The sequence below is a fragment of the Rothia amarae genome (genome assembly GCF_014705945.2).
In the GTDB taxonomy this organism is placed as follows: domain Bacteria; phylum Actinomycetota; class Actinomycetes; order Actinomycetales; family Micrococcaceae; genus Rothia; species Rothia amarae.
Genome location: NZ_CP061538.1, coordinates 1,064,323 through 1,089,857, shown reverse-complemented (window position 1 = coordinate 1,089,857; position 25,535 = coordinate 1,064,323). Strand labels below are relative to the sequence as shown.

Sequence of the window (25,535 nt, the reverse complement as noted above, 5' to 3'; positions counted from 1 at the left end):
AAAAATCCGGCCTCAGATTAGATCAGGGCGCGGATCTGTTCGGCATCTTGAGAGAGCACCAGGCTGACGCCGTCTTGCATCGAAATCCCAACCAGCGAGTCTCCCAGTTCCACCGTACGAGGTTTGTGGGTCACAATAATTAGCTGACTCTGTTGAGCCAACCGCTCAAAGAGACGGTGGACCCGGGTGAGATTGCGGTCGTCCAGGGCGGCTTCTACCTCGTCCAGCACATAGAACGGTGCCGGACGCACGGCAAAGAGCGCTGCGAGAAATGCCAGCGAAGCCAGGGTTCGTTCACCACCAGAGAGAAGAGATAGTCGCTTGATCTTTTTATCGGCGGGTCGAGCTTGGATCTCAATACCGCTGGAGAGAACATCCTGAGGATTGGTGAGAACGAGGGCGCCCTCTCCCCCATCAAAGAGCTCGGCAAAAATTTCTGCAAACTGTTCGGATGCTAGTTCAAAGGATTCGAGGAACTGCTCTTTGATGTGGTTGTTAAGGTCTTTGAGGAGCGAGCGCATATCGGCTCGAGACTTCTTGAGATCTTGGATTTGCTGCTCCAGATAGGTTTGGCGTTCTTGGAGGGCATCAAATTCTTCTACTGCCAGGGGGTTTACTACTCCTAATTTTTCTTGCTGAGTTAGCAAGCGAGAGCGGCTCTGCAACAGTTCTTCTTTAGATTTTTCTGATATGTCGAATTTTTCGCTCAGAAGTGAGGAATCTATTTTCAATTCCTGTTCAATTTTTTCTTGCAGATTTTGCTGGGTTAGCTCTGCTTTGAGAAGGTCCCGGGTGGCACGGTCTACCTCTGTCTGAACTTCCAGTAGGGCTTTCTGTTTGTGGCCAAGGTTTTCGGACAGGTTGCCCCGCTCGATACGCAAGGATTCACGTTTCTGTTCCAGTTCCTGCCTGCGGGGCTGAGCAGTTGCCAGTTCATTTTCTAGCGTTCTGGCGAGCATGGAAAACTGGGTTGTGAGAAGGCTGAGTTTTTTGCTGTGGCGAGTTGCCACGTCGTGCAGCTGTTGCGCACGTTGCTGAGCTTTCTCTAAGGACTGGAGGTGCGCTTGGAGCTGAGTGTGTTTCCCCTCGGCAAGTTCACGCCGTTCTTGGGCATGGTGAAGTTCTGTATCTGCCACGGAGAGTTCAATGGCTATTTCTTGGAGATCCTTCTCGAGTTCACTCGCCTGCTCTGAAAGATCGCTCTTTTCGTTCGGTTGATTTTCTGCCCTGTCGAGAGCATCTTCGGTGGCCTTCCAGAGTTCCCGTAGCTTATCCCGTTGCTGTCGGGCTTGAGCCATCTGAGTGCGGCGCCGCACTGTGTTCTTTTGTGCTACCTCCGCAGTAGTAAGAGCGGCAATTTTTTGCGATTCGATATCGGCGCTTTGAGCGCTCAGTACACCAATTTCTCGTGCTAGCTCTTTCTCGCTTTGTCTATTCTCTTCCAGGGTTGCACTGAGCGTTTTCAAGGTGCGGGTGGCGCTGGTATTTTCTTCCCGCGTTTGTTCGATCTGAGCGGTGAGAGCCTCTATTTTTGCGGTGAGCTCAAGGGGATTGGAAAGAGACGCTTGATGGGGCACATATCCATAGGAATTGAGTGCGTTTCCTGCCCGGTCATAGAAAGTGAGCGTGGGGTACTGGGCGAGGAGTTCCTGAGTGTTATCTAATTTTTCAAGTAGGACGACGTCGCGCAGTGCCTGCTGCACGATGGTTTGTGTGATGTCCGTGGCGGTCTTGATAACGCTCTCAGCTCGAACCGCCCCGTGAGGTAGAGCCGAGGTGCTGGCTAAGTTCTTTTCCGAGGTGTTCACGGGTGGGAATACCTGGGGGCGTGGTCGAGAGTGCTCTTCGGTGGCAACTTCAAGATCCGCTGAGTGATCGAGTACTTTTGCGCTGGTTATATTGTGCAGAGCTGCGGAAACAGCAAGCTGCCAGTCTTTCTCTACGGTCAAAGAATCTGCAAGATATTGTGGAGAAGAACTCTGGTGGCTGCCAGCTTCGTCGGTTGAGCTATCGAGATGAGCTAATGCTTCTTCGAAAATAGCTCGTTGGGAGCACAGGGCAGCCGCCCGGCTCTCTACATCGTGCAGAGTCTGGGTGGCATTCTCAATCTCCTGGGCTAGCGAGCGTCGTTTCTTTTGTTTTTTGGTCAGAAGAGATTGTAATTCATCTCGTTGTGCGCTCTGCTCAGTCAGATCGCTCTCCAGCTGTGAAAGGCGTTCTTGAATTCCTTGCAGGTACTCGTGAGCCTCCTGCTCTTCTTGTACAAAATTTTCGAGATCTGATTCGATCTTTTCCACACGGGCGCGCTGGGCAGCAAGTTGGCTGAGTAGTGTCGAACGCTGCTCACGCGCCAATTCGCTGATTTCTTGCTGGCGTTGTTGCTCCGAGCGAATCTGCTGAAGCTGCTCAGCCAGTTGTGACCGCCGGGTCATGAGGTTTTTCTGGTGCTCTGTTAAGCTAGAAATTTTTTCTTTCCAGCTAGATATGACTTCTGTTTCCCCAGCTATCTGCTGAATGACATCCTGGACTTCTTCCACTCGCACAGGAGTTTCTGTTTTGAGTGCTCGCTGTTTTTCCTCAATGAGGGTCAGCGATGCTTGAACCGACGCCAGCACGGTATGGATACGGTATTCGCGTTGCTGTAGTTGCTCCTGCTCTTCTCTGACGGATTGATCCTGGTTGATGAGCTGGTCGAGGCGCTGCTGGATTGCTAACTGGTGCTTCTCGGCATCGGCTTTTTGTTTTTGGGCTTGGTCTACTCGTAGCTGAATGTGGCGAATCTGTTCAGCCATCTGTTTTGTTTCTCTCCGGAAGAGCTGCCCCGACACCTGGTGAATCTGCTGTTGGATGCTGCCGGCGGCTCGAGCCGACTCGGCCTGTAAACGCAACGGTTCTAGCTGGGAGGTAAGCTCCGCGTTGAGATCCTCCAACCGGTGCAGATTCTGCTTCATCGATTCAAGTTTGCGCTCACTTTTCGAAGCGCGTTGGCGAAAACGGTGAATACCGAATGCCTCTTCCAAGATGTCGCGGCGCTGTTCAGCATTGGCAGTCAAGATTTCATCGACTCGTCCCTGCCTCACCAGAGCATGATCCTCTTGGGCTACCCCAGCATCTGCCAGTAAATCTTGAATGTCACTGAGCCGAACCGCTTGTCCGTTGAGGGCGTACTCCGATCCCCCGCTGCGAAACATGGTGCGTTCAATCGTGACTTCTTCGGAGGGAATCCCCAATAAACCCTCGGAATTATCAAGGGTCAGCGTAACTTTCGCCCGACCCAGTGCAGCATGGGTGCTGGTTCCTGCAAATACGACGTCCTGCATTTTTTCACCGCGTAAAGACTTCGCCCCTTGTTGGCCCATGACCCAGGCGAGCGCGTCCACAATGTTTGATTTACCCGACCCATTTGGGCCAACTATCACGTTGATGGCGGGTGAGAAAGAACATTCAGTGGCAGAGGCGAATGATTTGAACCCTCGAAGAGTCAGCGATTTGATATGCACAAAAGTCCTTCCGCACGGTTCAATTCTTGCGCTCTCTTAACTATTCGGCGCAGAGCTCTACATTTTATGCCATCTTTTGCATGTGAGATTGCCCCAAAAGTGAAATCATCCAAGATTCAGCAGAGAGGATTATTATAAGTAATTAGACTTATTTCATTCAGGAGAGTTCTGACGCCCGCGCAATTCTCTTCAGTGAGCTCACGATTCCTACCGAAAGCTAGACTTCCTTGACTGCTAATTCTGATATTCGCCACTCCAACGCTTCGCTTCTTTCGATTGAGTTGGAGTTGCCGCCTGACACCGTGACGTCTTCTTACTTTGATGAGAAGCTGGCGAGCACCTATAAGCGGCTGAGAATGCCTAAGGGTCTGCTGGAACGATTGGCGGGAATTTCCGAGCGCCGTTCATGGGGAGATTCTATGACTTTCGAGGACGGCGCTGTGGCGGCTGCTGAGAAAGCGATTGCCGCTGCCGGGGTTTCTAAAGATCAGATTGGTCTGATGATTAATGCGTCGGTAACACGCGATAATTTTGAGCCTGCTGTGGCTGTGGGCATCCACGACCGGTTGGATTTGCCGCGCCACGTCCTTGAATTTGATATCACCAATGCATGCCTGGGCTTTGTAAATGCTATGACCGTGGCGTCGTCGATGATTGATGCCGGCGCTATTGACTATGCGTTGATCGTTGCTGGTGAGGATCCTTCCCCCTGGCACCGAACAGCACTGCGTATCTTGGATCAGCCCACCACCACTCGCGATGAAGTCCTCGCCCAGTTCGCTACTTTGACGTTAGGTTCTGGTGCAGCTGCTGCTGTGTTGGGGCGTTCTGATCGCCATCCTGAGGGGCATAAGATTCTAGGATCGGTTTCTCGCGCGGGCACTGAACACCGATACTTGTGCATTGGTGGCGAGGCAGATCAGGGTATGAATACCGACGCCGCAGGCTTGCTCAAGCACGGACTAACCTTGGTAGCCGAGGCGTGGGAAGAAGCCCACGAGCAGGGCTGGGATTGGAATTCCATGGATTCCTACGTCACCCATCAGATTTCAAATTCCCACACCAATGCCATTATTGAGGCAGTCGGAATTGATGAGAAGAAGATTCCGATGACCTTTCCTTACTGGGGCAATGTAGCGGCGGCAGCTCTTCCGATGACTTTGGCGAAAGAAGCCGTGGAATATTCCAAGGGCGATCGTATTCTCTGCATGGGTGTGGGTTCAGGCTTGAATACGGCGCTTATGGAAATCATCTGGTAAACACTTTTCTGCCCATCTCCGGTTAGCGCCGCAGATGGGCTGACTTCTTTAAATACTTTTTGCTTGAATACTTTAGATGTGAACTTTCGGTCTTGATGGCCAGGCCCCTAAGGAGAAACCATATGCTTGAACAGCTCACCCCAGATCCCCAGAATTGGCCCGGAGTTGATCCGCGCTGGTCGTGCATGGCTCAGGTTATTTCTAGCGCCGGCGTCGACGCCGGGCACACACGTACCTGGCACTACCTGGATAATCAGCAGGTGCTCCGCGAAGAAGGCTTAGAACCTGTAGGCATCATCCTGGCTGTGCACGGTAATCCCACCTGGTCCTATTTATGGCGTTCGGTGCTTGCCGCAGGTATCAATGCTGAGAACCCTTGGCGAGTTATTGCAGTAGACCAGCTGGACATGGGTTTTTCAGAACGTACGGGGACTGTTCGTCGATTGGCTGATCGCGTGCGTGATTTAGGAGATTTCACCCAGCATGTCGGGCTGGATAACACCGATTTACCGGTGGTCATCCTAGCCCACGATTGGGGTGGCCTTATTTCTTTAGGATGGGCGCTGGAGCACCGGGATGTGGTCGAAGCGGTCGCGTTGACTAACACCGCCGTCTTCCATGACCAGATAGAAAAAATTCCTGCGGCTCTTCAGCTTGCCCTGAATCCTGCAATTCATGGGTGGGGTACGCAAAAGTCCACCGCATTTTTGGATGTCACACTCCACCTGGCGCAAAACGGTGGGTTAGATTCTGTCGTCTATAAGACGTATGCGGCTCCCTACCGCACCGCAGAACTACGCGCGGGTATCCGTAACTTTGTAGCTGATATCCCCGCCGGCGAAGCAACCGCTTCCTACACCGACATGGTGCGAATCGCTGAAGGAATTCGAGATTTGCATGTGCCGGCGTTCTTCCAGTGGGGCACCAAGGATCCCGTTTTCCAGCGGCGTTATATGGCAGATTTACAAGAACGTATGCCTCAGGCAGATGTTCACCGGTATGAGAATGCATCCCACTTGGTAGCAGAAGATGAAGACATCGCCACGCCTTTGTTCCACTGGTTAGAAGAACAGTTCTTGTGGAACCACACCGGACGCCAAGCGCATCAACTAGCGCGAGAAGAACAACAACTCCACACTGACTTTGAGCCCATGATTTCGGAGGTGTTACAACGCGCCTCAGATTCTTCGCTGGCTGTAGTGGATATGGATTCCCGCAATGAAACTCAAATCGCTTCAACCTTGAGCTGGGCTGAACTGGCACAGGATATTAACCGTGTAGCAAATGGTTTAGAAGCCACCGGCGTTCGAGCTGGCGACCGAGTCAATCTCATGGTTCCCCCCGGTGCGAAACTCACCACTTTGATTTATGCCTGCCTCAAAATTGGTGCGGTTATTGTAGTAGCTGATACCGGTTTGGGTGCCAAGGGTCTTACGCGAGCTCTCAAGGGTGCACGCCCTGACTTCCTGGTGGGTATTCGCCCTGCACTCGTTGCTGCGCGCGCGATGGGATGGCCCGGGCAGAAAATTGCTGCAGATCCCCTGCCGGCAGTTGCCAGAAAGGGACTCGGCGTCATCGCGTCCGTGGCAGATTTTTCCGATATATCTGAGAACACCTCCTATAGCGTATCCCCCGAAGACGACGCTGCGGTTCTCTACACCTCCGGCTCCACCGGGCCCGCTAAGGGAGTGGTGTACACCCAACGTCAAATTTCTGGAATGCGCGATGCCATTCGCCACACCTACGGGCTTTCTGCAGGTACCGGTTTGGTCGCAGGGTTCGCTCCGTTTGCGTTGTTGGGCCCTGCTTTGGGTGCGACGTCGGTAACTCCCACCATGGATGTAACCCGCCCCAAGACCCTGACGGCGTCTGCACTATCGGCAGCTGCTGCAGCCATCGACGCCACCACTATATTCGCATCCCCAGCAGCGCTGATGAACGTAGTGAGAACCGCCAACAATCTCAGTGAGGATCAGCGAAATGCACTGAAATCAGTGGATCTTTTGCTCTCTGCCGGCGCTCCCCTGGCGGTTCCGCTCCTTGAAGCGGTACAGTCCATCGTTCCTCAGGCTTCAATCCACACGCCTTACGGCATGACAGAGGCGCTTCCCATCACCGATATCTCTTTTGAAGAAATCAAATCTGCTCTAGCCGACGGCACCGAACGCGGTCTCACCGGTGCTCGCGACGGCGTCTGCGTCGGTCGAGCTGTTCACGGTGCAGAAATTCAGATTGCTCCCTTAGATAATGAGGGGGAACCACTGGAAGAAACCACCACAGAACCCGGCATTACCGGTGAAATTGTGGTGAGCGCACCGCATGTTAAAGACCGCTATGACACGTTGTGGGTGACCGAACGGCTCTCAACCGCTACACCCGGATGGCACCATACCGGCGACGTTGGGCACTTTGACGAAGCCGGTCGCCTCTGGGTAGAGGGTCGCCTGGCTCATGTGCTCAATACCTCGCAGGGAGTACTGACCCCGGTTGCCATGGAACAAGCTGCTGAGGAAGTGCCGGTTGTTCGACGCGCGGCAGCAGTTGCGGTTGGCCCTGCTGGCTCTGCTACCCCGGTGGTGATTGTCGAGACTGACCCCCGCGCGCCTCAGGACGGACGGGCAAACTCAGCGCTCACAGCTCAGGTACGTCAGCGCGTTCTGCAAGATACGGGAATCGAAGTTTCCGCTGTTTTGCAGGTGCGAGAGCACCCCACCGACATTCGCCATAACTCTAAAATTGATCGACCTCTGTTGGCTCGTTGGGCGCAAAAGCTGCTCAGCGGTCAGAAAGCAAAGTTGAAAAAATGACCTCAGCCGTTGAAGTAATTGAAGTTACCGGTGCTTTTTCCCAGCGCCCTGTGGCCGAAGAAGACTTCGCCCCTCGCCGAGATGAACGTGTTTTTGTGACAGGCGCCTCTGGCATGTTGGGGCGGGAAGTCTCCCTAGAACTATTGCGCCAAGGTTTTGACGTCACTGTTTTTCAGCGTTCCGATTCCGGCGTGGGCGAGCTGCTACCAGAATCAGTGCGCGAGCGTTTCCGGCAGGTTCGCGGCGCCGTCACCGATATGAAGGCGGTACAAGAGGGGCTCGAAGGCGCTCACGGCGTCATTCATTTGGCGGCAAAGGTATCCTTTGCCGGGCAGTGGGATGAATTCGTTGAAACCAATGTGCGCGGTACACGGGTGGTTCTAGAAATGGCAAAAGAGGCGGGTATTTCTCGTTTCTTGTTCATTTCTTCTCCTTCGGTAGCTCATACGGGTACAGCTTTTATGGGCGAGGGTAATGGCCCCGCTACGCCCGAATTGGCACGCGGACACTATGCACGGTCCAAAGCTCTGGCGGAGAACCTCGCATTGGAATCAGATAGTGATGACTTTTGGGTCGGCGTTCTTCGCCCCCATATTGTGTGGGGTCCCGGTGATACACAGTTGGTTGAACGAGTATTGGACCGTTCGGCGCGGGGTACTTTGCCGTTACTCAATAACGGTACCGCCCTCATTGATACCACCTATATCGATAATGCGGTCGATGCCATTGTGGCAGGTTATCAGCGCCTGGAAAACATTCATGGAACCCCCTTGGTCGTCACGAACGGTCAACCGCGGGAGGTCGCTGAGTTACTCGGTGGCATGTGTGAAGCAGTCGGTATTCCTGCGCCCTCGCGTTCGGTACCTGCCTCTGTAGCCCGTGCTGCCGGCGCCGTTATCGAAAAGGTATGGTCTGTGCGCCCCGGGAAAGATGAACCGCCGATGACGAAGTTTCTCGCAGAGCAACTCTCTACCTCTCACTGGTTCGATCAAAAACAAACTCGTGAGCTTTTAGACTGGTCACCGGCTGTTTCCATTGAGGAAGGTTATGCCCGGCTCGGAGAATATTACGGTAATCGGTACAAATCCTAGCCGTCCCCCATTTAGCGGTTTGTAACCTACCGGCGGGTAGTTGTTTATTCAGAACTTAGATTCTTTTTGTGCAAAAGTAAACTTCTGTTTACCCTTCTCAGCTGTTCCTTTTACTTGTTTCTGAGAGGTTAATAGAAGCCCATTCTTGTGGGTCCCACACAGGAATTCCCACCTCAACTTCTTTGCGAAAAGGATGCTCTCATGACTGAAAAGACTCCTCTGACTACACCTACCCGCCGCTACCTCCCCATGTGGAGCCACGTCAAGGGTAAGCGTTCGGCAGTTACCTGTGCACTCAAGTGCAATAACGCCTGCCTCGAACCAGACGCAAACTGCTCAGATAACCACTACTTCAAAGATATTGTTGAAGCTGCGATTTCCCGACGCTCGGCTCTCGGTTTGGCTGGAGCAGCCGTCGTCGTTGGTGCGGCAGCTTCGAATGCTCCCTCCGCACAAGCTCTACCCATTCAGGCTCAGGGTAAGGCTCTCGGACACGCTAAGAAAGCACAGAGCTCATTCTCTTTTAACCCCATTGCGCCGGTTCCTGCCGACGTCGATGACCTCACCGTGCCCGAAGGATTTGAGTGGGCACCCATCATTCGCTGGGGTGACCCCCTCTTCAAGAACTCTCCCCAGTTCGATATCGATCATCAGACTGCTGAAGCACAGGCGCTTCAGTTCGGTTACAACAACGATTACCTCACTATTATCCCCAACCCCAATAACCCCAAGCGTGGCGTTCTGGTGTGCAACCACGAATACGTCAATGAGAACCTTATGTTCTCTGAAAAGGACTGGGCTGCAGACAAGGGCGAACTCCGCCGCGTTGCCATGGCGGCTCAGGGCTTGAGTGTCGTTGAACTCAAGCGTAAGGCTGTAGGTTCCCCGTGGGAGTACATCGTCGGTGGCAAGCGTAACCGCCGTATTACCACTTCAACACCCTTCTCCATTACCGGTCCCGCACGCGGTTCCAAGTTGCTCAAGACTGCAGCAGATCCCACCGGCTCCGTCGTCTTAGGTACCAACAACAACTGCTCCGGCGGGTTGACCCCCTGGGGCACCGTTCTTTCCGGTGAGGAAAACTTTGACTCCTACTTTGTGGGCAAAGATACCGCAGAGTTCAAGCGCTACACCATCAAGAACAAGCCTTCAGTACACGGCTGGGAGGACGTCGAGCCTCGCTGGAACGCTAACAACCCCGGTTATGAAAACGAATCCAACCGTTTCGGTTACATCGTCGAGCTGGATCCCGAAGATCCTACCGCTCCCCCACGTAAGCACACCGCTTTGGGCCGTTTCAAGCACGAGGGCGCGAACATCCATGTTGATCCCAAGACCGGCGAAGTAGCCGCATACATGGGCGATGACACTCGTTTTGAATACATGTACAAGTTCGTAGCTCGTGACCGCTACATCGAGGGCAACCGCAAGCACAACATGCGTCTGTTGGAGAATGGTTCTCTCTACGTTGCACGCTTCACCGGGGATTCCCCCGCTGCCGAAATCGATGGTTCCGGCAAGTTGCCTTCCGATGGCGCTTTTGATGGTACCGGTCAGTGGATTCAGCTCACCGACGGCAACAAGTCCCTTGTGCCCGGTATGAGCATTGACGAAGTTTTGGTATACACCCGTATTGCAGCGGATAAGATGAACCCCACCAAGATGGACCGCCCCGAGGACGTCGAGCCCTCACCCTTCACCGGTAAGATTTACGCGGCTCTCACTAATAACACCGACCGCGGTACTGTCAAGGACGGCAAGCAGCTAGAATCTGCTACCGAGCCCAACCCTCGCAACAACAACCGTGACGGTCACATCATCGAAATTACCGAGGACCGCAACCGCGTCAGTTCCAAGACCTTCACCTGGGATCTTCTGCTCGTCTGCGGCGACCCTGCAGTGAATGAGGCAACCTACTTCGCAGGTTTCGATCCCACCGAGGTTTCGCCTATTTCCTGCCCCGATAACGTGGCTTTCGATTCTCAGGGTAATCTATGGATCTCCACCGATGGTCAGCCCGGCACCATCCAGTTCAACGATGGCCTGTTCCGTGTGGGTCTTGAAGGAGCAGAACGAGGGCATGTGGAGCAGTTCCTTGCGGTTCCCCAAGACGCTGAAACCTGTGGTCCTGTGATTCACGATCAGGAAAATATGGTTTATGTAGCGGTACAGCACCCAGGTGAAGACGGTAGCTTCGAAGAGCCTCGCTCGTACTTTCCCGACTACGCTAACTCCAGCGTTGGTTCGCGCCCCTCGGCAGTGGCTAAGGCGCACGGTACCGTAGCTCAGCCTCGCCCGTCCGTAGTTCAGGTGTACCTGACTAAGAATAAGTAATGTTCGGTTGAGATATTTCAAAGCCCTGGAAGAATCGAGAGGTTCTTCCAGGGCTTTTGTGTGAAGTGAGTAAAGGCTCTCTGCCCAGCACGGTTAGCCTAGGCTTGCCCTGCTCTTATGTTGCACTTCGATGACAGAGGGAGAGCGCGTGAGTACGCTTTCTGTAGCTACTACGATTCAACTCTTCATCGTGAGAAATGCGTATCAATGTCATGCGATATACCCCTGCATCCTTTATTCGTTTATTTCGGCGTCACTTTCCTCTGCGTATTCGCGCTCTTTTGCCTAGCAGTAGTTATCTCTCCCGCTATCAGAAGATGGTCAAACTTCTTGTTGCCTCTCTTTGCAGTTGCAACCGCTGCTATGGATTTGCTTAGCCTTCATTATCTGTAGTGTTGCCACGCTTATTTTCACTTTTATTGCTGGACACACTGGCGCAGAACTAGTGTGGCTCGAGAATTAAAAAATCTTCTCTTCTCTTGCTAGAGTGCTTCAATCTAAGACTTTACCGGTGCGAAAACTTGGGTGTTTTTTGGCAGACCGGACAGCGATAGGAACTACGGTTCATAAAGGGTTCACGGACAATCAGGGACGACTTACCGTTATCCAGGCAACGCGAACACGGCTTACCCGCTTGCCCGTAGGCGTTGAGGGAACGGTCAAAGTACCCCGATTCGCCGTTGACGTTCACATACAACGCATCAAAACTCGTTCCGCCAGCATCCAATGCAGTGTGCATGACGTCTTGGGCGGCGTTGACCAGTTCTTTAGTCTGGGTCAAGCTTAACGAGCGGGCGGGTTTCGCATAGTGAAGCTTCGCTCGCCACAGCGCCTCATCGGCATAGATATTTCCCACTCCCGAAATAACGGACTGATCTAGTAACAGTCGTTTGATACCTGAACTTGTCTTGAGTAGCTTCTTACGCAATAACTTGATGTCGAACAGCGAATCCAACGGATCCCTGGCAATATGCGCCACGCTTCGAGGAATGAGCGAGAGACTAAGTTTAGAGGACGACGCCGCCGGCACGGGCTCTCCACCCTCGCCCAGCGTTGGAACCAGCTGGTCAAGGAACATTCCCCCAAAAATACGCTGATCAACAAACCGCAGTTGTAGCGGCTTCTGGTCTTCTCGGTATAGTTCCATGACGATTTTCAGGTGTTTTTCAACGGGCATCGCGGCGTCCTTGAGCAACACCTGTCCACTCATACCCAAATGAATTACCAGTGCATCATCGAGCAAATTGCCCATCTCATCGGCCAAAACCAACCACATGTACTTGCCACGCCGGGCACAATCGACAATCATCAGTCCCTCTAGTTGTCGTATAAACTCTGAAACTCCGGGCGCAAATCGGCGGAGAGACCGCGCGTCTAACACCCGTACATCTGCTATACGGGAACCTATACAATGATGGGCGAGTCCGCGCCTTACCACTTCGACTTCGGGCAGTTCAGGCATGATTCTCCTTGGAGTTGTAGCTACATAATGATAAAACTAAAGCCAGTCACCTCTTTGGTGCTGGCTCAAGTTCTCTGAGTTTAAGATTCGTTAGACAAGAACTTTGCAGGTTGCCCGAGCAGCCTGCCGTTCTGCCTCTTTCTTGTTGGAGGCAGAACCGGTGCTCTGTTCAAATCGCTCTCCATCAATCACGGCAGTAGCGGTATAAATTGGTGAGTGTTCAGCGCCACTGCGCTCAATGGTGTACACCAGGCTACCCAATTTTCGGTTCTGAACAATTTCCTGTAACTCGGTTTTCCAGTCGCGGCCAGCGTCAAGAATTTCTTCATCACACAGCAGGGGCGCCACCAGGCGGAGTACTAAATCGCGGGCAGTTTCCCGGCCGCATTGAAGATAGCAGGCACCAAAAATTGCTTCCATAGTGTCCGCCAAAATGGAATCTTTATCTTGCCCACCTGTTTTTCTCTCGCCTTTGCCCAACCGAATATGAGGGCCGACGTCGAGTGAACGAGCAATCTTAGCCAGCGCCCACGACGAAACAACCACATGGTGTTTCTTGACCAATTCGCCTTCAGGCAGCTCAGGAAAAAGTCGGTACACTTCTTCGGCAATCGCCAGCGAAAGCACAGAATCTCCAAGGAATTCCAGGCGTTCGTTATTGGGAGCGCCGGGGTGCTCAAATGAATAGGAACTGTGGGTCAGCGCATGCTGAAACGTCTCGGTGTCGAGATCGACACCGAGACGTTTCAACAAATCTGATGAATCAGAGTTTTTCATGCTAACTATTATGCGTCAGCTACCTTGCGGCCCTTGTACTCGTAGAACAAGTCGTTGCCTGCAGAGTCAGTAACCAGCTTTGCCTGGTGAGGCAGCGAGTAGGTTACGCGACCGTTTTCAACGGTCTTAACCAGCTGAGGTACGGACGCCTTCCACTGGGAACGGCGTGCGCGGGTGTTAGCACGGGACATTTTCCGCTTGGGAACAGCCACAGCTATCTCTCTTCTCTAGAAATTACGATTATTAAGTTTATTTCTCCTCGTTGAGCAGACCTTCTAAAGCCTTCCAACGGGGATCAAGCACCTCGTGGTGATGCCCCGGATCTTCTTCCAGTCGTATTCCGCATTCAGAACACAATCCTTGGCAAGAGTCCTTACAAAGGGGCTGGAACGGCAGCTTCAAAATCACTGCGTCCCGCAGAACCGGTTCAAGGTCGATAACATCGCCTTCAACGGCATACTGCTCGTCTTCTTCGTCATTCGGACCTCCCTGAGGAGCCTTTTGAAAAACGAAGAGCTCTTGGATATCTGCTGAAACGGTTTCTGCAACCGGATCAAGACACAAGCTACATTCACCGTTAACTTCAACGGCTGCAGTGCCGGAAACCAGAATACCATCTACAACGGATTCAAGCCGAAGGTTAAGTTCGATATCCGAACCCTCCTCCGCTCCAATCAGAGCGTTGCCAAAATCTTTTGGCGCCGGTACTACTTCATCCAGGGTTTCCATACTCCCCGGTCGATGACTCAGATCTCTCACTGAAATCTTCAGGGGTGATGAATCTTTTCGTGTAATGACGAACTCCCTTATGAAAAGTTTTGACCAACTAACAATTTTAGTTGCAGTTTGGTTACTAAGCAACTATTCCACGAGGGAGGAATCGGTTCAAGCGCAATTTTTGTGGGATTAGCCTCAGAAATTAGCGCGCTTCGAGCCTTTTCTGCACGGCGCGAGGCACAAACGTACTGACGTCTCCCCCATAGCTCGTGACATCACGAATCAAAGTGGAAGAAAGCTGCGAATACTTTGGATCGGAGGTAAGAAACGACGTTTCGACGCCGTTGAGGTGACGATTCATCGTCGCCATCTGCGCCTCGTACTGCCAGTCCAATGGATTGCGCACCCCTTTGACCATCAACGCAGCGCCCTTGGATTTTACGAAATCAGCGAGCAACACATTAGGCATTACCTCCACGGAGACGCCGTCGAGCTGCCCAAATGTCTCACTTGCCATCGCAAGCCGTTCTTCCAGCGAAAATGTATATTTTTTGGCTGAATTATGAGCAATCGCCACAATCACGCTACCGTAAATTTTGGCGGCGCGAGTGATGATATCGACGTGTCCATTGTGGATGGGATCGTAAGAGCCAGGGCACACTACAAGTTGCATACATTTAGGGTAACAGTGAAATATATGCAGAGGGATCACCAAAAATTGTAGGCTAGTGAAAAGAGAGTTAGCTTACAATTTCTAAGGATGGGCCATGAATCAGCCGTTTCCCCCGCCGCTCTTGCCCTATCAGCGAGTAGGGCAGGCTACCGGTTTGCTGACTAAGCAGGGCTTTTCTTCCACCATTTTTGAGGAAATGAGTCTGCTCAACAATCAGCATGAAGCCATCAACCTGGGGCAAGGGTTCCCCGATACAGACGGTCCCTCTGAGCTTTTCGATGCCGCTATTTCGGCGATGCATGCGGGCTTCAATCAGTATGCCCCTATCTCGGGACACCCCCAATTACGAGCAGCCATTGCTGAGCACCAGCGCCGGTTCTACCATCAGCACGTTGATTCTGAAACGCAGGTATTGGTTACCGCAGGAGCCTCAGAGGCTCTTTCTGCATCTATCGCCGCGCTCATCAATCCCGGCGACGAAGTCATTATCTTTGAGCCCTACTACGATATTTATCCCGCTGCAGTTGCGCTGGCAGGGGGTAACCTCAAGACCGTTCCGTTGATGCCTCCTACCTTTGAACCAAACGTAGAGCAACTAGAAACAGCATTCAGCGAGCGCACCGCCCTGGTTATTGTGAATGACCCGCATAACCCCACCGGCGCCGTCTTCTCGTCTGAGGTGAAGAAGCGAATCGTTGAGCTTGCCTGCCAGTTTGATGCGGTCATGATTCAAGATGCTGTCTATGAGCATCTCGTCTTTGAGGATTCGTTTGAACCGTTATTTGCGCTCCCCGGGGCATCCGAACGGACGCTTTTTGTCTCGGCAATTTCTAAAACTCATTCGCTGACGGGCTGGCGTGTGGGCTGGGTGGTCGGTTCGGCGGATCTAATAGCGCCCATCAAACTGGTCAAGGGCTATTATTCGCACAGTGCTGCCGCGCCCTTACAAGTAGGAGCTGCTGCAGGACTCAATCTTCCCGGCTCCTTTTACGCTTCGCTGGTAAGGCAGTATGCCGCCCAACGGGACATTTTGCTGGACGGACTGCAGGGAGTAGGACTGAAGTTGATGCAACCGGCTGGTACGTTCTTTATCGCGGCGGATGCCGGTGAGCTAATTGCAGACAAGGGACTTCAGGACGCCGAAGAATTAGCGCGGATTCTACCCGAACAAGCAGGCGTCACGATCGTTCCGATGAGCGCTTTTGTGACCGCAGAGTTTGCACCCCATATGCAGAATTGGATTCGCTTTGCTTTTTGCAAGAAACCCGAGATTCTTCAGGAAGCGGTGGAACGGTTCCAGAGCTGGGGTTTACGCTGAAGGCTCTGCAAAATAGAGCACCGTTTCGCCATATTTTCGATCGGCGAATTTCTCCATCGTGTCGGGCCACTGCGGTTCGGCTGTGCGGGATGAACGCTCGACAACTGCCACAGCGCCGTCTGCTAGGTGATTTCCCAAGGCCTCCAACAGTTCTTCGAGTTCGTCGTTTTCTAAAGAATAAGGCGGATCAATAAAAACTAGGTCCCACGGTGCCGACGAATAATTAGCGAGAAAAGCACGGGCGCTCATGCGATGTACCCGGCTTGTTGAGGCAGGATTTGCTTTCACGACGGCAGCGACGTTCTTCTCCACCACGCTCTGCGCTTTGGCATACGTTTCGCAGAAATCGACGTGAGCTGCCCCGCGGCTCATGGACTCGCAGCCCAATGCCCCTGAACCTGCAAAGAGATCAAGCACCCGTGAACCGTTCAAAATATCGTAGGTTTCCAGACGAGAAAAGAGAGCCTCTTTCACACGGTCAGTGGTTGGTCGAGTATTGCTGCCAGGTACGTTTTCCAAACGCAGACCGCCGGCAACTCCGGCAATAATTCGGCTCACGAGGGGGCACCTTTCAGTCAGAGGCAGTTTGCTAATCACTCTAGCTTAGCCTCTGCCGAGGAAAGCTTCGCGGTCAGCATCGAGTGCCCGGTCTATCGTGCGCGCTAAATCAGGGTGCTGGGCTAAAGTGGGATCTTTTTCAACAATCCCAAAAGCATCTTCTCTCGCTTTTTCAATCAGTTTGGCATCGGTCAGCGCACGCAATAATTTGAGCGTAGATTTGTTACCCGATTGTGCCGCACCCAAGATGTCGCCTTCACGGCGTTGTTCCAAGTCAATCCGAGATAGTTCGAAACCGTCGGTGGTGGAAGCAACTGCGTCCAACCGCTGGCGGGAGACTCCCTCTGAATCCTGGGAAGTCACCAACAGGCAGATTCCGGGCAACTGTCCACGCCCGATGCGACCGCGCAGCTGGTGTAATCCCGAGATACCAAATCGATCGGCGTCCATAATAATCATCAAGGTAGCGTTGGGAACGTTGACACCCACTTCAATCACCGTGGTGCAGACCAAAAGATCTATTTCCCCATCGCTGAATTCTTGCATGGTTGCGGCTTTTTCGGCCGTCTCCATTTTGCCGTGCAGGGCGGCGATTCTGATGCCTTTCAAAACCGGTTTTTCGGCTAGTTCCTCAATCATTGATGCCACCGAGTTGAGCTCTCCTCCGCGAGCGCTGGATTCTTGCGCCTGGGTCGATCCAAAGAGTAGTTCGCCCTCTTCCACGGTGGAGATGTTCTCCCCCGCCCCAATTTTGGGAACCACCACGTAGACCTGGTGGCCGGCGTCGACTTCTTCGCGGGCTCTTTCCCACATTCTTTTTTCCCAAGTGGGGTGCTCGGTAAGCGAAACGACGACTGTCTGAATTTTTTGACGCCCGGCTGGTAGCTGGTCGAGAACAGAGGTATCGAGGTCCCCGAAAACGGTCATGGCAACGGTACGGGGAATCGGGGTTGCTGTCATTACCAAGCGGTGAGGTAGTTCTCCCTGTGCCCCACGCAGGGCATCGCGTTGTTCGACTCCGAAGCGGTGCTGTTCATCGACGACGACCATGCCCAAGTCAGCGAAAGAAACGGCGTCGGCCAGCAGAGCGTGGGTGCCGATCACGATGTCTGCTGTTCCTGCGGCAATTTCGAGAAGGGTTTGTTTCTTCTGGCGAGTGGGCATGGACGCTTTCAAAAGCACTACCCTAATCAAACGCTGGGTAGGAGCGCTAACGGGGGTTTCCAAGGCTGAATCTGTTTGCGCGAGGTCTCCCAGAATATCCACAACGGAACGATAATGCTGTTCGGCGAGCACCTCGGTGGGCGCGAGCATAGCTGCCTGGGCACCGTTATCTGCAACTTGTAACATGGCACGTAATGCCACCACGGTCTTGCCTGAGCCGACATCGCCCTGAAGTAGCCGGTTCATGGGAACTTGTGACGCCAAGTCTCGGGAAATGTCTTCTCCTACTTTCCGCTGTCCTTCGGTCAGCTCATAGGGCAGAAGCTCAAGAAGTCGGTCGGCAAAGCCGCCGGGAATAAAAGGACGTGCCACGGTGATGTGTGCGGCGCGGGCAGCGCGGATACGTGCCAGAGCTGATTGAAGGACGAATGCCTCGCGGTACCGTAAGAAATGTTGGGCTGCTCGCCAGGTTTCCTCGCTATCGGGAGTATGAATCCCTCGGTAGGTCCAGGCAAGACTGGGTATTTTTCGCTGCCGCCTGATAGCGGGCGGGATGGGATCTTCTAAATCTTTGAGAGGTGCGCGGTCAAGGAGTTGTTCCATGGCCAGAGCGATTCGGTCAGTGGGAAGTTTCGAGGTTGCTTTGTAGACAGGAATCGGCGCGTTGGCCCGTGTTTTCGCCCGTTCTATCGCCTCGATGTCACCGCCGTGGTCTTGGTTTTCAGCGAGGACGGCGTAGTGGGGGTTAGTTAGTGTCAGCTCGCCCCGGTAGGAACCGACTTTGCCAGAGAACATCACGTGATCGCCTGCAGAAATTTCCCGGGCGGCGGTCCATGCGTTGAAAAAGGAGAGAGTCATGGTCGAGGTGCTGCCCACCATGGCATAAGAATCAGGTGCATATTCCCCAAAAACACTACCCATATCATATTCAGGGGGCAGGGGTGTGCCATATCCATCGGAGTAGCCAGATGCCGAACCATGAATTCGCGGATTAGCTACATTGGGAGCACCACTACCGCCCGAAGCAAAACGGTAATCTGCACGGGCAGGCTGTACCGGCGTCCGTCCGGTCTCTGCACCAAATGATGGATCGGGTTGCTCGCCGAGCTGATCCGTTATCAAAATTTCGGTGATAGAACCACGGCGAGCTTTCATCGACCGAGTTGTCACTTTGAGAACCTTGGCTATCAGAGTGGCATCGCTACCTTCTTGCAGATCCGCAAAAGAACTCAATTCCCCCCGCGGTAAGTATTTGCGGGGGTAGAACTCAAGAAAATCACCCACGGTCTCCACGCCGATGCTGGATTTGAGCGATTTTGCCTGCGCCGCACCCAGATAGTCTGCAAGTTTTTCGTTTTCTAGACGGTTTTCTTGCGCGTATTTCTTTTGCGCTTTGGCTTTCTCAGGCGAAATCGGCGGTTGAGGAGCAGTGCTTACGCGTTTCTTTCGAGGGGAAGCCTGAGAGGATTTCTTCACCGTAGTCTTAGCCTTAGGTTTAGGCTGGGGGTTCTTCAGTGCTTTCTCGTCAAAGAGAGCGCCGTCAGCTGAAGCACTTTCCACTAGTGTGCCTCCAGCGAGGTCACCTGAAGGTTCTCAGGTTCGGCGAGTGCACGAATCGCCTGTAGCGCTTTATCTTGCTGAGGTACATGCACGTGAACCCGCCATGAGGGCGTGGTTCCGCTCCCCTGATCCACCGGTGCTATCACTACTGAATCGCCCAGGGCATCTAAACTACTGCGCAAATGTGCCATATCCAACGGGGAGAGCTGTACCGTACATACGATTTCAACACTCGTAGAAGATGTCTGTACCCCTGCATCGCCGGACGACGCCGGGCGTGTTTGCCCCGCATCAGCAGCGGGTCCCGGTGTAAGAATAGAGCCCATCGTTTTATTCTGCGGTAATTCCAGCCCCATTGCTTGGCCCCATGCCTTCACCACCAGCGCGAGACCCACAGCGCCGGCGTCAAAGGTGTGCGCCTCACGCGCTTGTTGCTGTAGCTTTTGCGTAGCAAACGCAGCCTCTGCAGCTTCAGATATCAAGAAAGGAAAATGTTCTTCTAGTTCCCCTCGAACCGGAGCCTGAGCGAGAGTGTGCATGACGGTGAGCATAGTTCCTTCTGCGGGAGCACTCACCGCAGTTTGAGCAACCTCCCACGCCCGGAACAAAGCATAGTGCAGAGCCTCTGGAGTGAGTATACCGGTTTCACCGAGTGATTCCACGAGAGTCTTTAGCCACACAGACAAAAGCGTTCCCGAATTCCCTCGAGAAGAATCAAGGGCACAGCGAGCGCCCTCCAACGCCGACGGGGCTAAAGTACCGCATAGCGTGGCCAGCATATTCGATCCCGTATCGGCATCAGCTACGGGAAAAACATTCATCGAATTCAGCGTCTGCTCCTGAAGAGCCAGCGATTCAATGGACAGGCTCATCCAAGGTTTCCACAGTTCTTGCATAGTCCACTGCTTCATGGCTTTGCCTCTTCTTTCATCGAATCGCGCGGCTCTCAGCGCACGAGTCTGTCCGAAATACCTTTGATGAAAATTTTACTCTGCGAGAAAGTGATCCCACCCTTTATCGCTGGGCACTTTGCCATCAACGAAAACGCTATCGGGGTGGGTCCTCTCGCATCTTCCTACTGCCCGAAACCCTTTCGGCAATGGAGTATCTGCAGGAAAACACGCTAACATGCCGTGGTTTTCGCCGCCGGAGAGAACCCAGCGGGTGGCAGTTGAAAGGGAAAATTCTTGGGTCTGAGAACGGGCAGTGAGCCAGTCCGCCACGGGTTCAAGCTGGGCAATATCCGCTCTGAACAGTTCAGTTTCAAGATGGATGGAAACCTTGGACGCTTGGGCGATACGCTGAGCATCTCGCACTGGACCATCTGAAATGTCCATCATGGCGTGGGCTACCCCGACCGCCTGAAGCGCATTTCTCATCGGCGTCTGCGGTCGTTGTTGTGCTTGAACCGCTCGCAAAATATGCCCGGGGCGATTCTCTAAATCATCGATGCTGAATCCTTGAGAGTACTCCATCACCGCAAAGCCAGCGGCTGCCGTGCCTAGCTCACCAGCGATAGCGACGACGTCGCCAACCTGAGCGCCCGAACGGAGAAGTGGCGCACCTGCACACCGACCCACCGCCGTCACCGTCACAGAAATCTCAGTACTCGCACCTAAGTCTCCACCGGAAATAGAGCAGCGTTCAGCACCATTCTTCCGACACGAGTCAGTGAGCCCCCTGGCAAAATCTTTGAGCCATTGCAAAGGAATATCCGGCGGAGTGGAAAGCGAAACCAGCAAAGTGATCGGTTCTGCACCCATGGACACCACATCGGCAAGGTTCTGGGTGGCTGCTTTCCAGCCAACATCATAGCCAGTGGTGGTATCCCCGGAATTCCACTGCCTTCTGAAATCCTGCCCCTCGGTCTGCGTATCGGTAGTGAATACCAACTGGGAAGCCGGCATGGAAAGTACCGAGCAATCGTCGCCGGGCCCCACCGTCATTTCGACAAGATTTCCTGGTTGAGCCCCCGCCCATCGATTGTGTTCTTCGAGCAACGGCACAAAAGCCTGCAAAATCTCCGATTCTGAAAACTTCCCTACCGGGGATGCGAATGTTGCTGCACTGTGCGCTGAAGATTTCATAGCTTTTAGCGGTCACCACGAGTAGAGCGCGAGAATTCGCGGGTGACATAAAAAATCGTACCGAGTCCCACTAGAGAAAAGAGCAAAGCTGAACCATACCCCTTGATAATTGCCTGCCCACGGGTTAGAGCCTCGTTGGTGAGCACTGACGATGAAGACTGTTCCTGATCAGAAGCTCCTGTGACCCCGGCAGTAGTGCCGTCTCCTGAGGAGCCTGTGTGATTATCAGACTTGAAGAAATTCTCTACCCAAGCGGCTGCGCCCTGGGGCGAATGTGCCTGGTCGCTATCACGCAAGGCAGTATTGTTTTGCGGATCCCGGGCAATTCCAGCAATATTTTCTAACTTGGATCGCTGTGGGAGGGGCTGCGGCGCTGGCTGAGAACGATTCTGAGCCCACTGTTCCAAGGTACTGGGCGCCTGAGGGCTCGGGGTTGGAACGGCAGAAGATTGAGAGGGCGCCTGAGGGCTCGGAGCAGCCTGAGGCACCGGGACAGTAGTCCGAGTTGTGGGCACCACGGGTGAAGGAGTGCCCGGAACCGCTGGCGGAACCGGCACCTGCGGCTGACCGCTTTGGGCGGGGGCAGCAGAGGGTGCTACCGAAGGTTCAGGAACATTCGTAGGCACGGGAGCGTTAGAGGGCGCCACCGTCGGTATCGACGTCGGAGCAAGGCTAGGCGCTGCAGTGGGCGGAAGAGTTGGAGCCTCGGTGGGAAGCGGAACCGGGGCAACGGAGGGCTGCGCGGTAGGTACGGCAGTCGGCTCAACAGTTGGCTCGGTAGTTGGCTCAACAGGAGGGGCAACTGTTGGTGGGGTTGTCGGTTCTACCGTGGGTTCAGTGGTAGGTTCGTTCGTTGGCTCAGCAGTCGGCTGAGTTGTTGGTTCCGCCGAAGGGGTAGCAGTTGGCTCTGCTGGAGGTGCCTCAATAAGCTCTGTCGTCGGGGCATCCGTCGGCTGAGCGGTAAGACTCGGTGCGCTCATTGGCTGGTCTGTGGACTCAGGAGTAGGGCTCGTTGTTGGAGCAGTAGGTTCTGCAGGAACTGCAGCGGGTGAGCTCTGAGCCACCTCCATGCCAGGGGGGGCTGGTTCTGCGCTCGCACCGGTGGTGAGGGCAGTGGGCGCGGCGGCTGAAGTAGCGGGGGCAACAGGTGATTCAGCCTGGGCAACTGTGACTGAAATAATGGATACGCCTGTGAGCAGACCTACTGCACCTGCGGTTTTCAGTCCACCCTGCCATGAGCGTTCTCTCATGCTTGCCCCCTTCTGCATTTTCTATCTCCCTCAGCCTAGCAGTGAGTGTGAGCGAAGAAAATGATGAACCTGCCACACTCTCCCGCCCCCGCCTTGGGTAGGATGGAATGGTGTTTTCTTCAACGTCACCCCAAATAGTAAGACGCGCGGCGCTGGCTTTCTTGCTTCCGCTGAGCTTGCTGATGACGGCGTGCGGGGCAGGGCCGGTCCATTTAGAGCCCGCACCGGATGCCACTAATCCCGAGTGCGCCAAAGCCTTAGTTGCCATGCCGGAAGAGCTGGGCGGATTGGCGCAGAGGGAAACGACCGCTCAGGCTACTACTGCCTGGGGAGATCCCGCGTCGATTATTCTCAAATGCGGAGTGGAGGTTCCCGGTCCTGTATCTGATCCGTGTGCTTCGGTCAATGGCGTGGATTGGATTATCAAGCCGTCCGAAGAAAAGGACGGCTCCACTTCTTCCACCCAGACCGCGACCGGCACCTGGACAGCCACCACTTTCGGCCGCTCCCCTAATGTACAGGTCACTTTCGACGCCGATAAAGTCAGCAGTTCTACCTTGCTCGTAGAGCTAGGTTCACCCGTAGCCCAGCTAAAACAGACCGAAAAATGTAGCAACATCGATGATTCGCTCAGTACCCAAGGCTAGTAAGCAGCACTTGAGAGAACTTAAATCAGCCGGCTAAAGCCACTGTAAAAAATTTGCCCCGCGCTGATACAGTGCGGGGCAAATTTTATAGGGATTAGCGCAGACCCAGCGGGCGTTCCAGAGCTAGCTGAATGAGTTCTTCAATAAGAGAGGGATAATCAATACCTGAGTTCTCCCACATGGTCTTATACATGCTGATGGGGGTGAACCCGGGCATGGTATTGACTTCATTGATGATAATTTTTCCATCGGGAGTATAGAAGAAATCTGCCCGAGAAAGCCCTTCACCATCGAGCGCGAGGAAAGCTTCTACGGCTAGTTCGCGAATGGTTTTTTGTACGTCCTCTGGCAAATCTGCCGGGCATTGCGTCCGTGCTGAATTCTTCGAAACATACTTGGCGTCGAAGTCGTAGAAACCGTGATCCTGATCGGTAATCACGATTTCGCCAGGATAGGAAGCTCTCGGTACGCCCCCGGCAGAAGTATCCAGCACTGCGCATTCGATTTCGCGGCCTTCAATACCAGCTTCGATGACCAGTTTGGGGTCAAATCTGTGAGCTTCTTCAATGGCGGCGTCCAATTCCTCTGCTGCATCAACTTTAGTAATGCCGAAGGAAGAACCAGCGCGCGCAGGCTTGACGAACAGGGGGAAGCCCAGATTTGCAATGCGTTCTTTGACTGTCTGCGGATCTTTATCCCACTGCCGTTTGGACACCACTTCGTAGGGACCAACTTCTAGCCCTGCTGATTCAAAAGCTACCTTCATGAAATGCTTATCCATGCCGATGGCAGAAGCTGCCACGCCACAGCCCACATACTTCAAATCTGCCATTTCCAGCAGACCTTGCACAGTGCCGTCTTCTCCAAAGGGTCCGTGCAAAAGTGGGAATACGACGTCGATGGGTTCGCTGTACTGCATCTCGTTGTTTTCATCCACCAGGCGAAGGCGCGAATCGCCGCCACCTAAGGGCAAGAAGACCTGCTGATTGCCGGCGGTAAAGCGAGCTGAAGGACCCTGCGCGGTCAATGCCGACAGTTCTTCGAGATTGGTGAGATACCAGCGACCGTCCTCGGTAATACCAATCATCACCACGTTGAACTTATCGGTGTCGATAGAACCAAGTACACCGCATGCAGTAATCAGAGAAATGGGATGCTCTGAGGAACGTCCCCCAGCGAGTAGGGCAACAGTTGCCTTTTTGGAGTGAGCATCTGAAGTGGGGTGTGACATCTCTTGTATTTTCTCAATTCTTAGGTTGTTTAGAGCGAACGAGTGCTGTTTTCGTTCTTCAGACTTCTGCCTAGAAGCTGCGGGGCTAAATCTTTGATGTTGAGTTGGTCAGCAAGGACGGCGGTCACTGCCTCGCAGATGGGCATTTCAATACCGTGTTGGGATGCTAGTTCGACGACGACGGGCGCGGTCTTCACTGATTCGGCAGTCTGCGTCATGACAGTGCCCAGCTCGCGGGATGAAACTCCTGCAGCTAGGTGGCGACCGGCAGTGTGATTGCGAGACAGCGGAGAAGAGCAGGTTGCAACCAAATCGCCCATGCCTGCCAGACCGCTCATGGTGGCGGGTTCTCCACCTAGAGCCAGTGCAAGACGGGTAATTTCTGCCAATCCGCGGGTCATAACCGAAGCTTTGGAGTTATCACCGTAGCCCAGCCCATCGCACATTCCTACACAAAGAGCAATAACGTTTTTGACCAGCCCGCCAATTTCAACCCCCACAATATCTGTACCGGTGTAAGGGCGGAAATAAGAGCTTGCGCACACCTTGGCAATCGCTTGGGCGATTTCATCAGTATGCGCGGCAATCACCGATGCGGTCGGTTGCTCTGCCACGATTTCTTTCGCGAGATTGGGCCCGGATAAGACCGCAATGCGCGACTGTGTCTCGGACTCACTCAGCTGCGGATGTACTTTTGACAGCACATCTGCAATGACTTCCGACATGCGCAAACGCGTGCCCTGTTCCAGCCCCTTCGCCAAAGAAACGAAGACGGCGTGCGGCTCACTCAGCGGAATTGCCACTTCAAGCTGAGCTCGCAAAGACTGAGCAGGGATAGCTAAGACCACAATATCGGCGCCTGAGAGAGCTTCTTGCAGGTCTGCGGTGAACTGAAGCTTTTCGGGCAGCACTATGCCGGGAAAATACTTCTCGTTCACCCGAGTTTGTTGACACTGTTGCATCGATTGAGGGTTTCGCCCCCACAGTACCGTTTCAACTGAAGTCTGCTGTTCAGCGGCCGTATCCGCTACAATTTTGGCGAATGCGGTTCCCCAGCTACCGGCTCCAAGAACCGCTACTTTTTGTACCGATGCAGTCAC

At 53.7% G+C, this 25,535-nt stretch carries 19 protein-coding genes; 6 read left to right on the top strand and 13 right to left on the bottom strand.

The window, feature by feature from the left end; all coding sequences use genetic code 11:
• Nucleotides 1-17: 17 nt before the first annotated feature.
• Complete coding sequence (smc, locus tag IDM48_RS05245) at nucleotides 18-3,500, bottom strand: chromosome segregation protein SMC (protein ID WP_190618424.1); 3,483 nt, start codon at nucleotides 3,498-3,500, stop codon at nucleotides 18-20.
• A gap of 227 nt (nucleotides 3,501-3,727) precedes the next feature.
• Here smc and IDM48_RS05240 point away from each other — a divergent pair, with 227 nt between their 5' ends.
• The 4 genes from IDM48_RS05240 to IDM48_RS05225 all read left to right on the top strand — a co-directional run bounded on the left by IDM48_RS05240 (nucleotide 3,728) and on the right by IDM48_RS05225 (nucleotide 10,991).
• A complete protein-coding gene (locus IDM48_RS05240) occupies nucleotides 3,728-4,759 on the top strand; it encodes a 3-oxoacyl-ACP synthase III (protein ID WP_190618422.1) in 1,032 nt (343 codons plus the stop codon).
• A gap of 122 nt (nucleotides 4,760-4,881) precedes the next feature.
• On the top strand, nucleotides 4,882-7,566 hold the full coding sequence (locus tag IDM48_RS05235) for an alpha/beta fold hydrolase (RefSeq protein WP_238398055.1): 2,685 nt from the start codon (nucleotides 4,882-4,884) through the stop codon (nucleotides 7,564-7,566).
• Nucleotides 7,563-8,657, top strand: coding sequence for an NAD-dependent epimerase/dehydratase family protein (locus IDM48_RS05230; RefSeq protein ID WP_190618420.1), 1,095 nt, complete (start codon nucleotides 7,563-7,565; stop codon nucleotides 8,655-8,657). Before IDM48_RS05235 ends, IDM48_RS05230 begins: the two co-directional genes overlap by 4 nt.
• A 201-nt stretch (nucleotides 8,658-8,858) precedes the next feature.
• On the top strand, nucleotides 8,859-10,991 hold the full coding sequence (locus tag IDM48_RS05225; protein WP_190618418.1) for a PhoX family protein: 2,133 nt from the start codon (nucleotides 8,859-8,861) through the stop codon (nucleotides 10,989-10,991).
• 505 nt (nucleotides 10,992-11,496) lie between these two features.
• On the opposite strand, the gene mutM is transcribed toward IDM48_RS05225, so the two are convergent.
• The 5 genes from mutM to coaD form a co-directional block, all read right to left on the bottom strand.
• Nucleotides 11,497-12,453, bottom strand: a complete 957-nt coding sequence (mutM, locus tag IDM48_RS05220) for a bifunctional DNA-formamidopyrimidine glycosylase/DNA-(apurinic or apyrimidinic site) lyase (protein WP_068170186.1) — start codon at nucleotides 12,451-12,453, stop codon at nucleotides 11,497-11,499.
• Nucleotides 12,454-12,543: 90 nt separating this feature from the next.
• Nucleotides 12,544-13,230, bottom strand: coding sequence for a ribonuclease III (gene rnc, locus IDM48_RS05215; RefSeq protein ID WP_068170188.1), 687 nt, complete (start codon nucleotides 13,228-13,230; stop codon nucleotides 12,544-12,546).
• Between the two features lie 8 nt (nucleotides 13,231-13,238).
• Nucleotides 13,239-13,442 (bottom strand): 50S ribosomal protein L32, encoded by a 204-nt coding sequence (gene rpmF / locus IDM48_RS05210; protein WP_068170191.1) that lies wholly within the window; start codon nucleotides 13,440-13,442, stop codon nucleotides 13,239-13,241.
• Between the two features lie 37 nt (nucleotides 13,443-13,479).
• Nucleotides 13,480-13,959, bottom strand: a complete 480-nt coding sequence (locus IDM48_RS05205; protein ID WP_083147197.1) for a YceD family protein — start codon at nucleotides 13,957-13,959, stop codon at nucleotides 13,480-13,482.
• Between the two features lie 190 nt (nucleotides 13,960-14,149).
• A complete protein-coding gene (gene coaD, locus IDM48_RS05200; RefSeq protein ID WP_068170195.1) occupies nucleotides 14,150-14,620 on the bottom strand; it encodes a pantetheine-phosphate adenylyltransferase in 471 nt (156 codons plus the stop codon).
• A gap of 94 nt (nucleotides 14,621-14,714) precedes the next feature.
• Here coaD and IDM48_RS05195 point away from each other — a divergent pair, with 94 nt between their 5' ends.
• The gene (locus IDM48_RS05195; RefSeq protein ID WP_068170198.1) at nucleotides 14,715-15,938 is read left to right on the top strand and encodes an aminotransferase class I/II-fold pyridoxal phosphate-dependent enzyme; all 1,224 of its coding nucleotides are present in this window, start codon (nucleotides 14,715-14,717) and stop codon (nucleotides 15,936-15,938) included.
• On the opposite strand, the gene rsmD is transcribed toward IDM48_RS05195, so the two are convergent.
• From rsmD to IDM48_RS05170, 5 genes are all read right to left on the bottom strand, one after another.
• Complete coding sequence (rsmD, locus tag IDM48_RS05190) at nucleotides 15,930-16,496, bottom strand: 16S rRNA (guanine(966)-N(2))-methyltransferase RsmD (protein ID WP_068170200.1); 567 nt, start codon at nucleotides 16,494-16,496, stop codon at nucleotides 15,930-15,932. The genes IDM48_RS05195 and rsmD overlap by 9 nt on opposite strands.
• Nucleotides 16,497-16,541: 45 nt before the next feature.
• Complete coding sequence (locus IDM48_RS05185) at nucleotides 16,542-19,220, bottom strand: ATP-dependent DNA helicase RecG (protein ID WP_190618416.1); 2,679 nt, start codon at nucleotides 19,218-19,220, stop codon at nucleotides 16,542-16,544.
• Complete coding sequence (locus tag IDM48_RS05180; protein ID WP_190618414.1) at nucleotides 19,220-20,131, bottom strand: DAK2 domain-containing protein; 912 nt, start codon at nucleotides 20,129-20,131, stop codon at nucleotides 19,220-19,222. Before IDM48_RS05180 ends, IDM48_RS05185 begins: the two co-directional genes overlap by 1 nt.
• Before the next feature lie 75 nt (nucleotides 20,132-20,206).
• Nucleotides 20,207-21,307, bottom strand: coding sequence for a thiamine-phosphate kinase (gene thiL, locus IDM48_RS05175; RefSeq protein WP_190618412.1), 1,101 nt, complete (start codon nucleotides 21,305-21,307; stop codon nucleotides 20,207-20,209).
• 5 nt (nucleotides 21,308-21,312) lie between these two features.
• Nucleotides 21,313-22,557, bottom strand: a complete 1,245-nt coding sequence (locus IDM48_RS05170; protein ID WP_190618410.1) for a hypothetical protein — start codon at nucleotides 22,555-22,557, stop codon at nucleotides 21,313-21,315.
• Nucleotides 22,558-22,664: 107 nt separating this feature from the next.
• Between IDM48_RS05170 and IDM48_RS05165 the strand changes: the two genes are divergently transcribed.
• On the top strand, nucleotides 22,665-23,204 hold the full coding sequence (locus IDM48_RS05165) for a DUF3515 domain-containing protein (RefSeq protein ID WP_190618408.1): 540 nt from the start codon (nucleotides 22,665-22,667) through the stop codon (nucleotides 23,202-23,204).
• 94 nt (nucleotides 23,205-23,298) lie between these two features.
• On the opposite strand, the gene IDM48_RS05160 is transcribed toward IDM48_RS05165, so the two are convergent.
• Together IDM48_RS05160 and IDM48_RS05155 are read right to left on the bottom strand one after the other, a co-directional pair.
• Nucleotides 23,299-24,435: a D-alanine--D-alanine ligase family protein gene (locus IDM48_RS05160; RefSeq protein ID WP_190618406.1), complete on the bottom strand. Its 1,137-nt coding sequence runs from the start codon at nucleotides 24,433-24,435 to the stop codon at nucleotides 23,299-23,301.
• Nucleotides 24,436-24,464: 29 nt separating this feature from the next.
• The gene (locus IDM48_RS05155; protein WP_190618404.1) at nucleotides 24,465-25,535 is read right to left on the bottom strand and encodes an NAD(P)H-dependent glycerol-3-phosphate dehydrogenase; all 1,071 of its coding nucleotides are present in this window, start codon (nucleotides 25,533-25,535) and stop codon (nucleotides 24,465-24,467) included.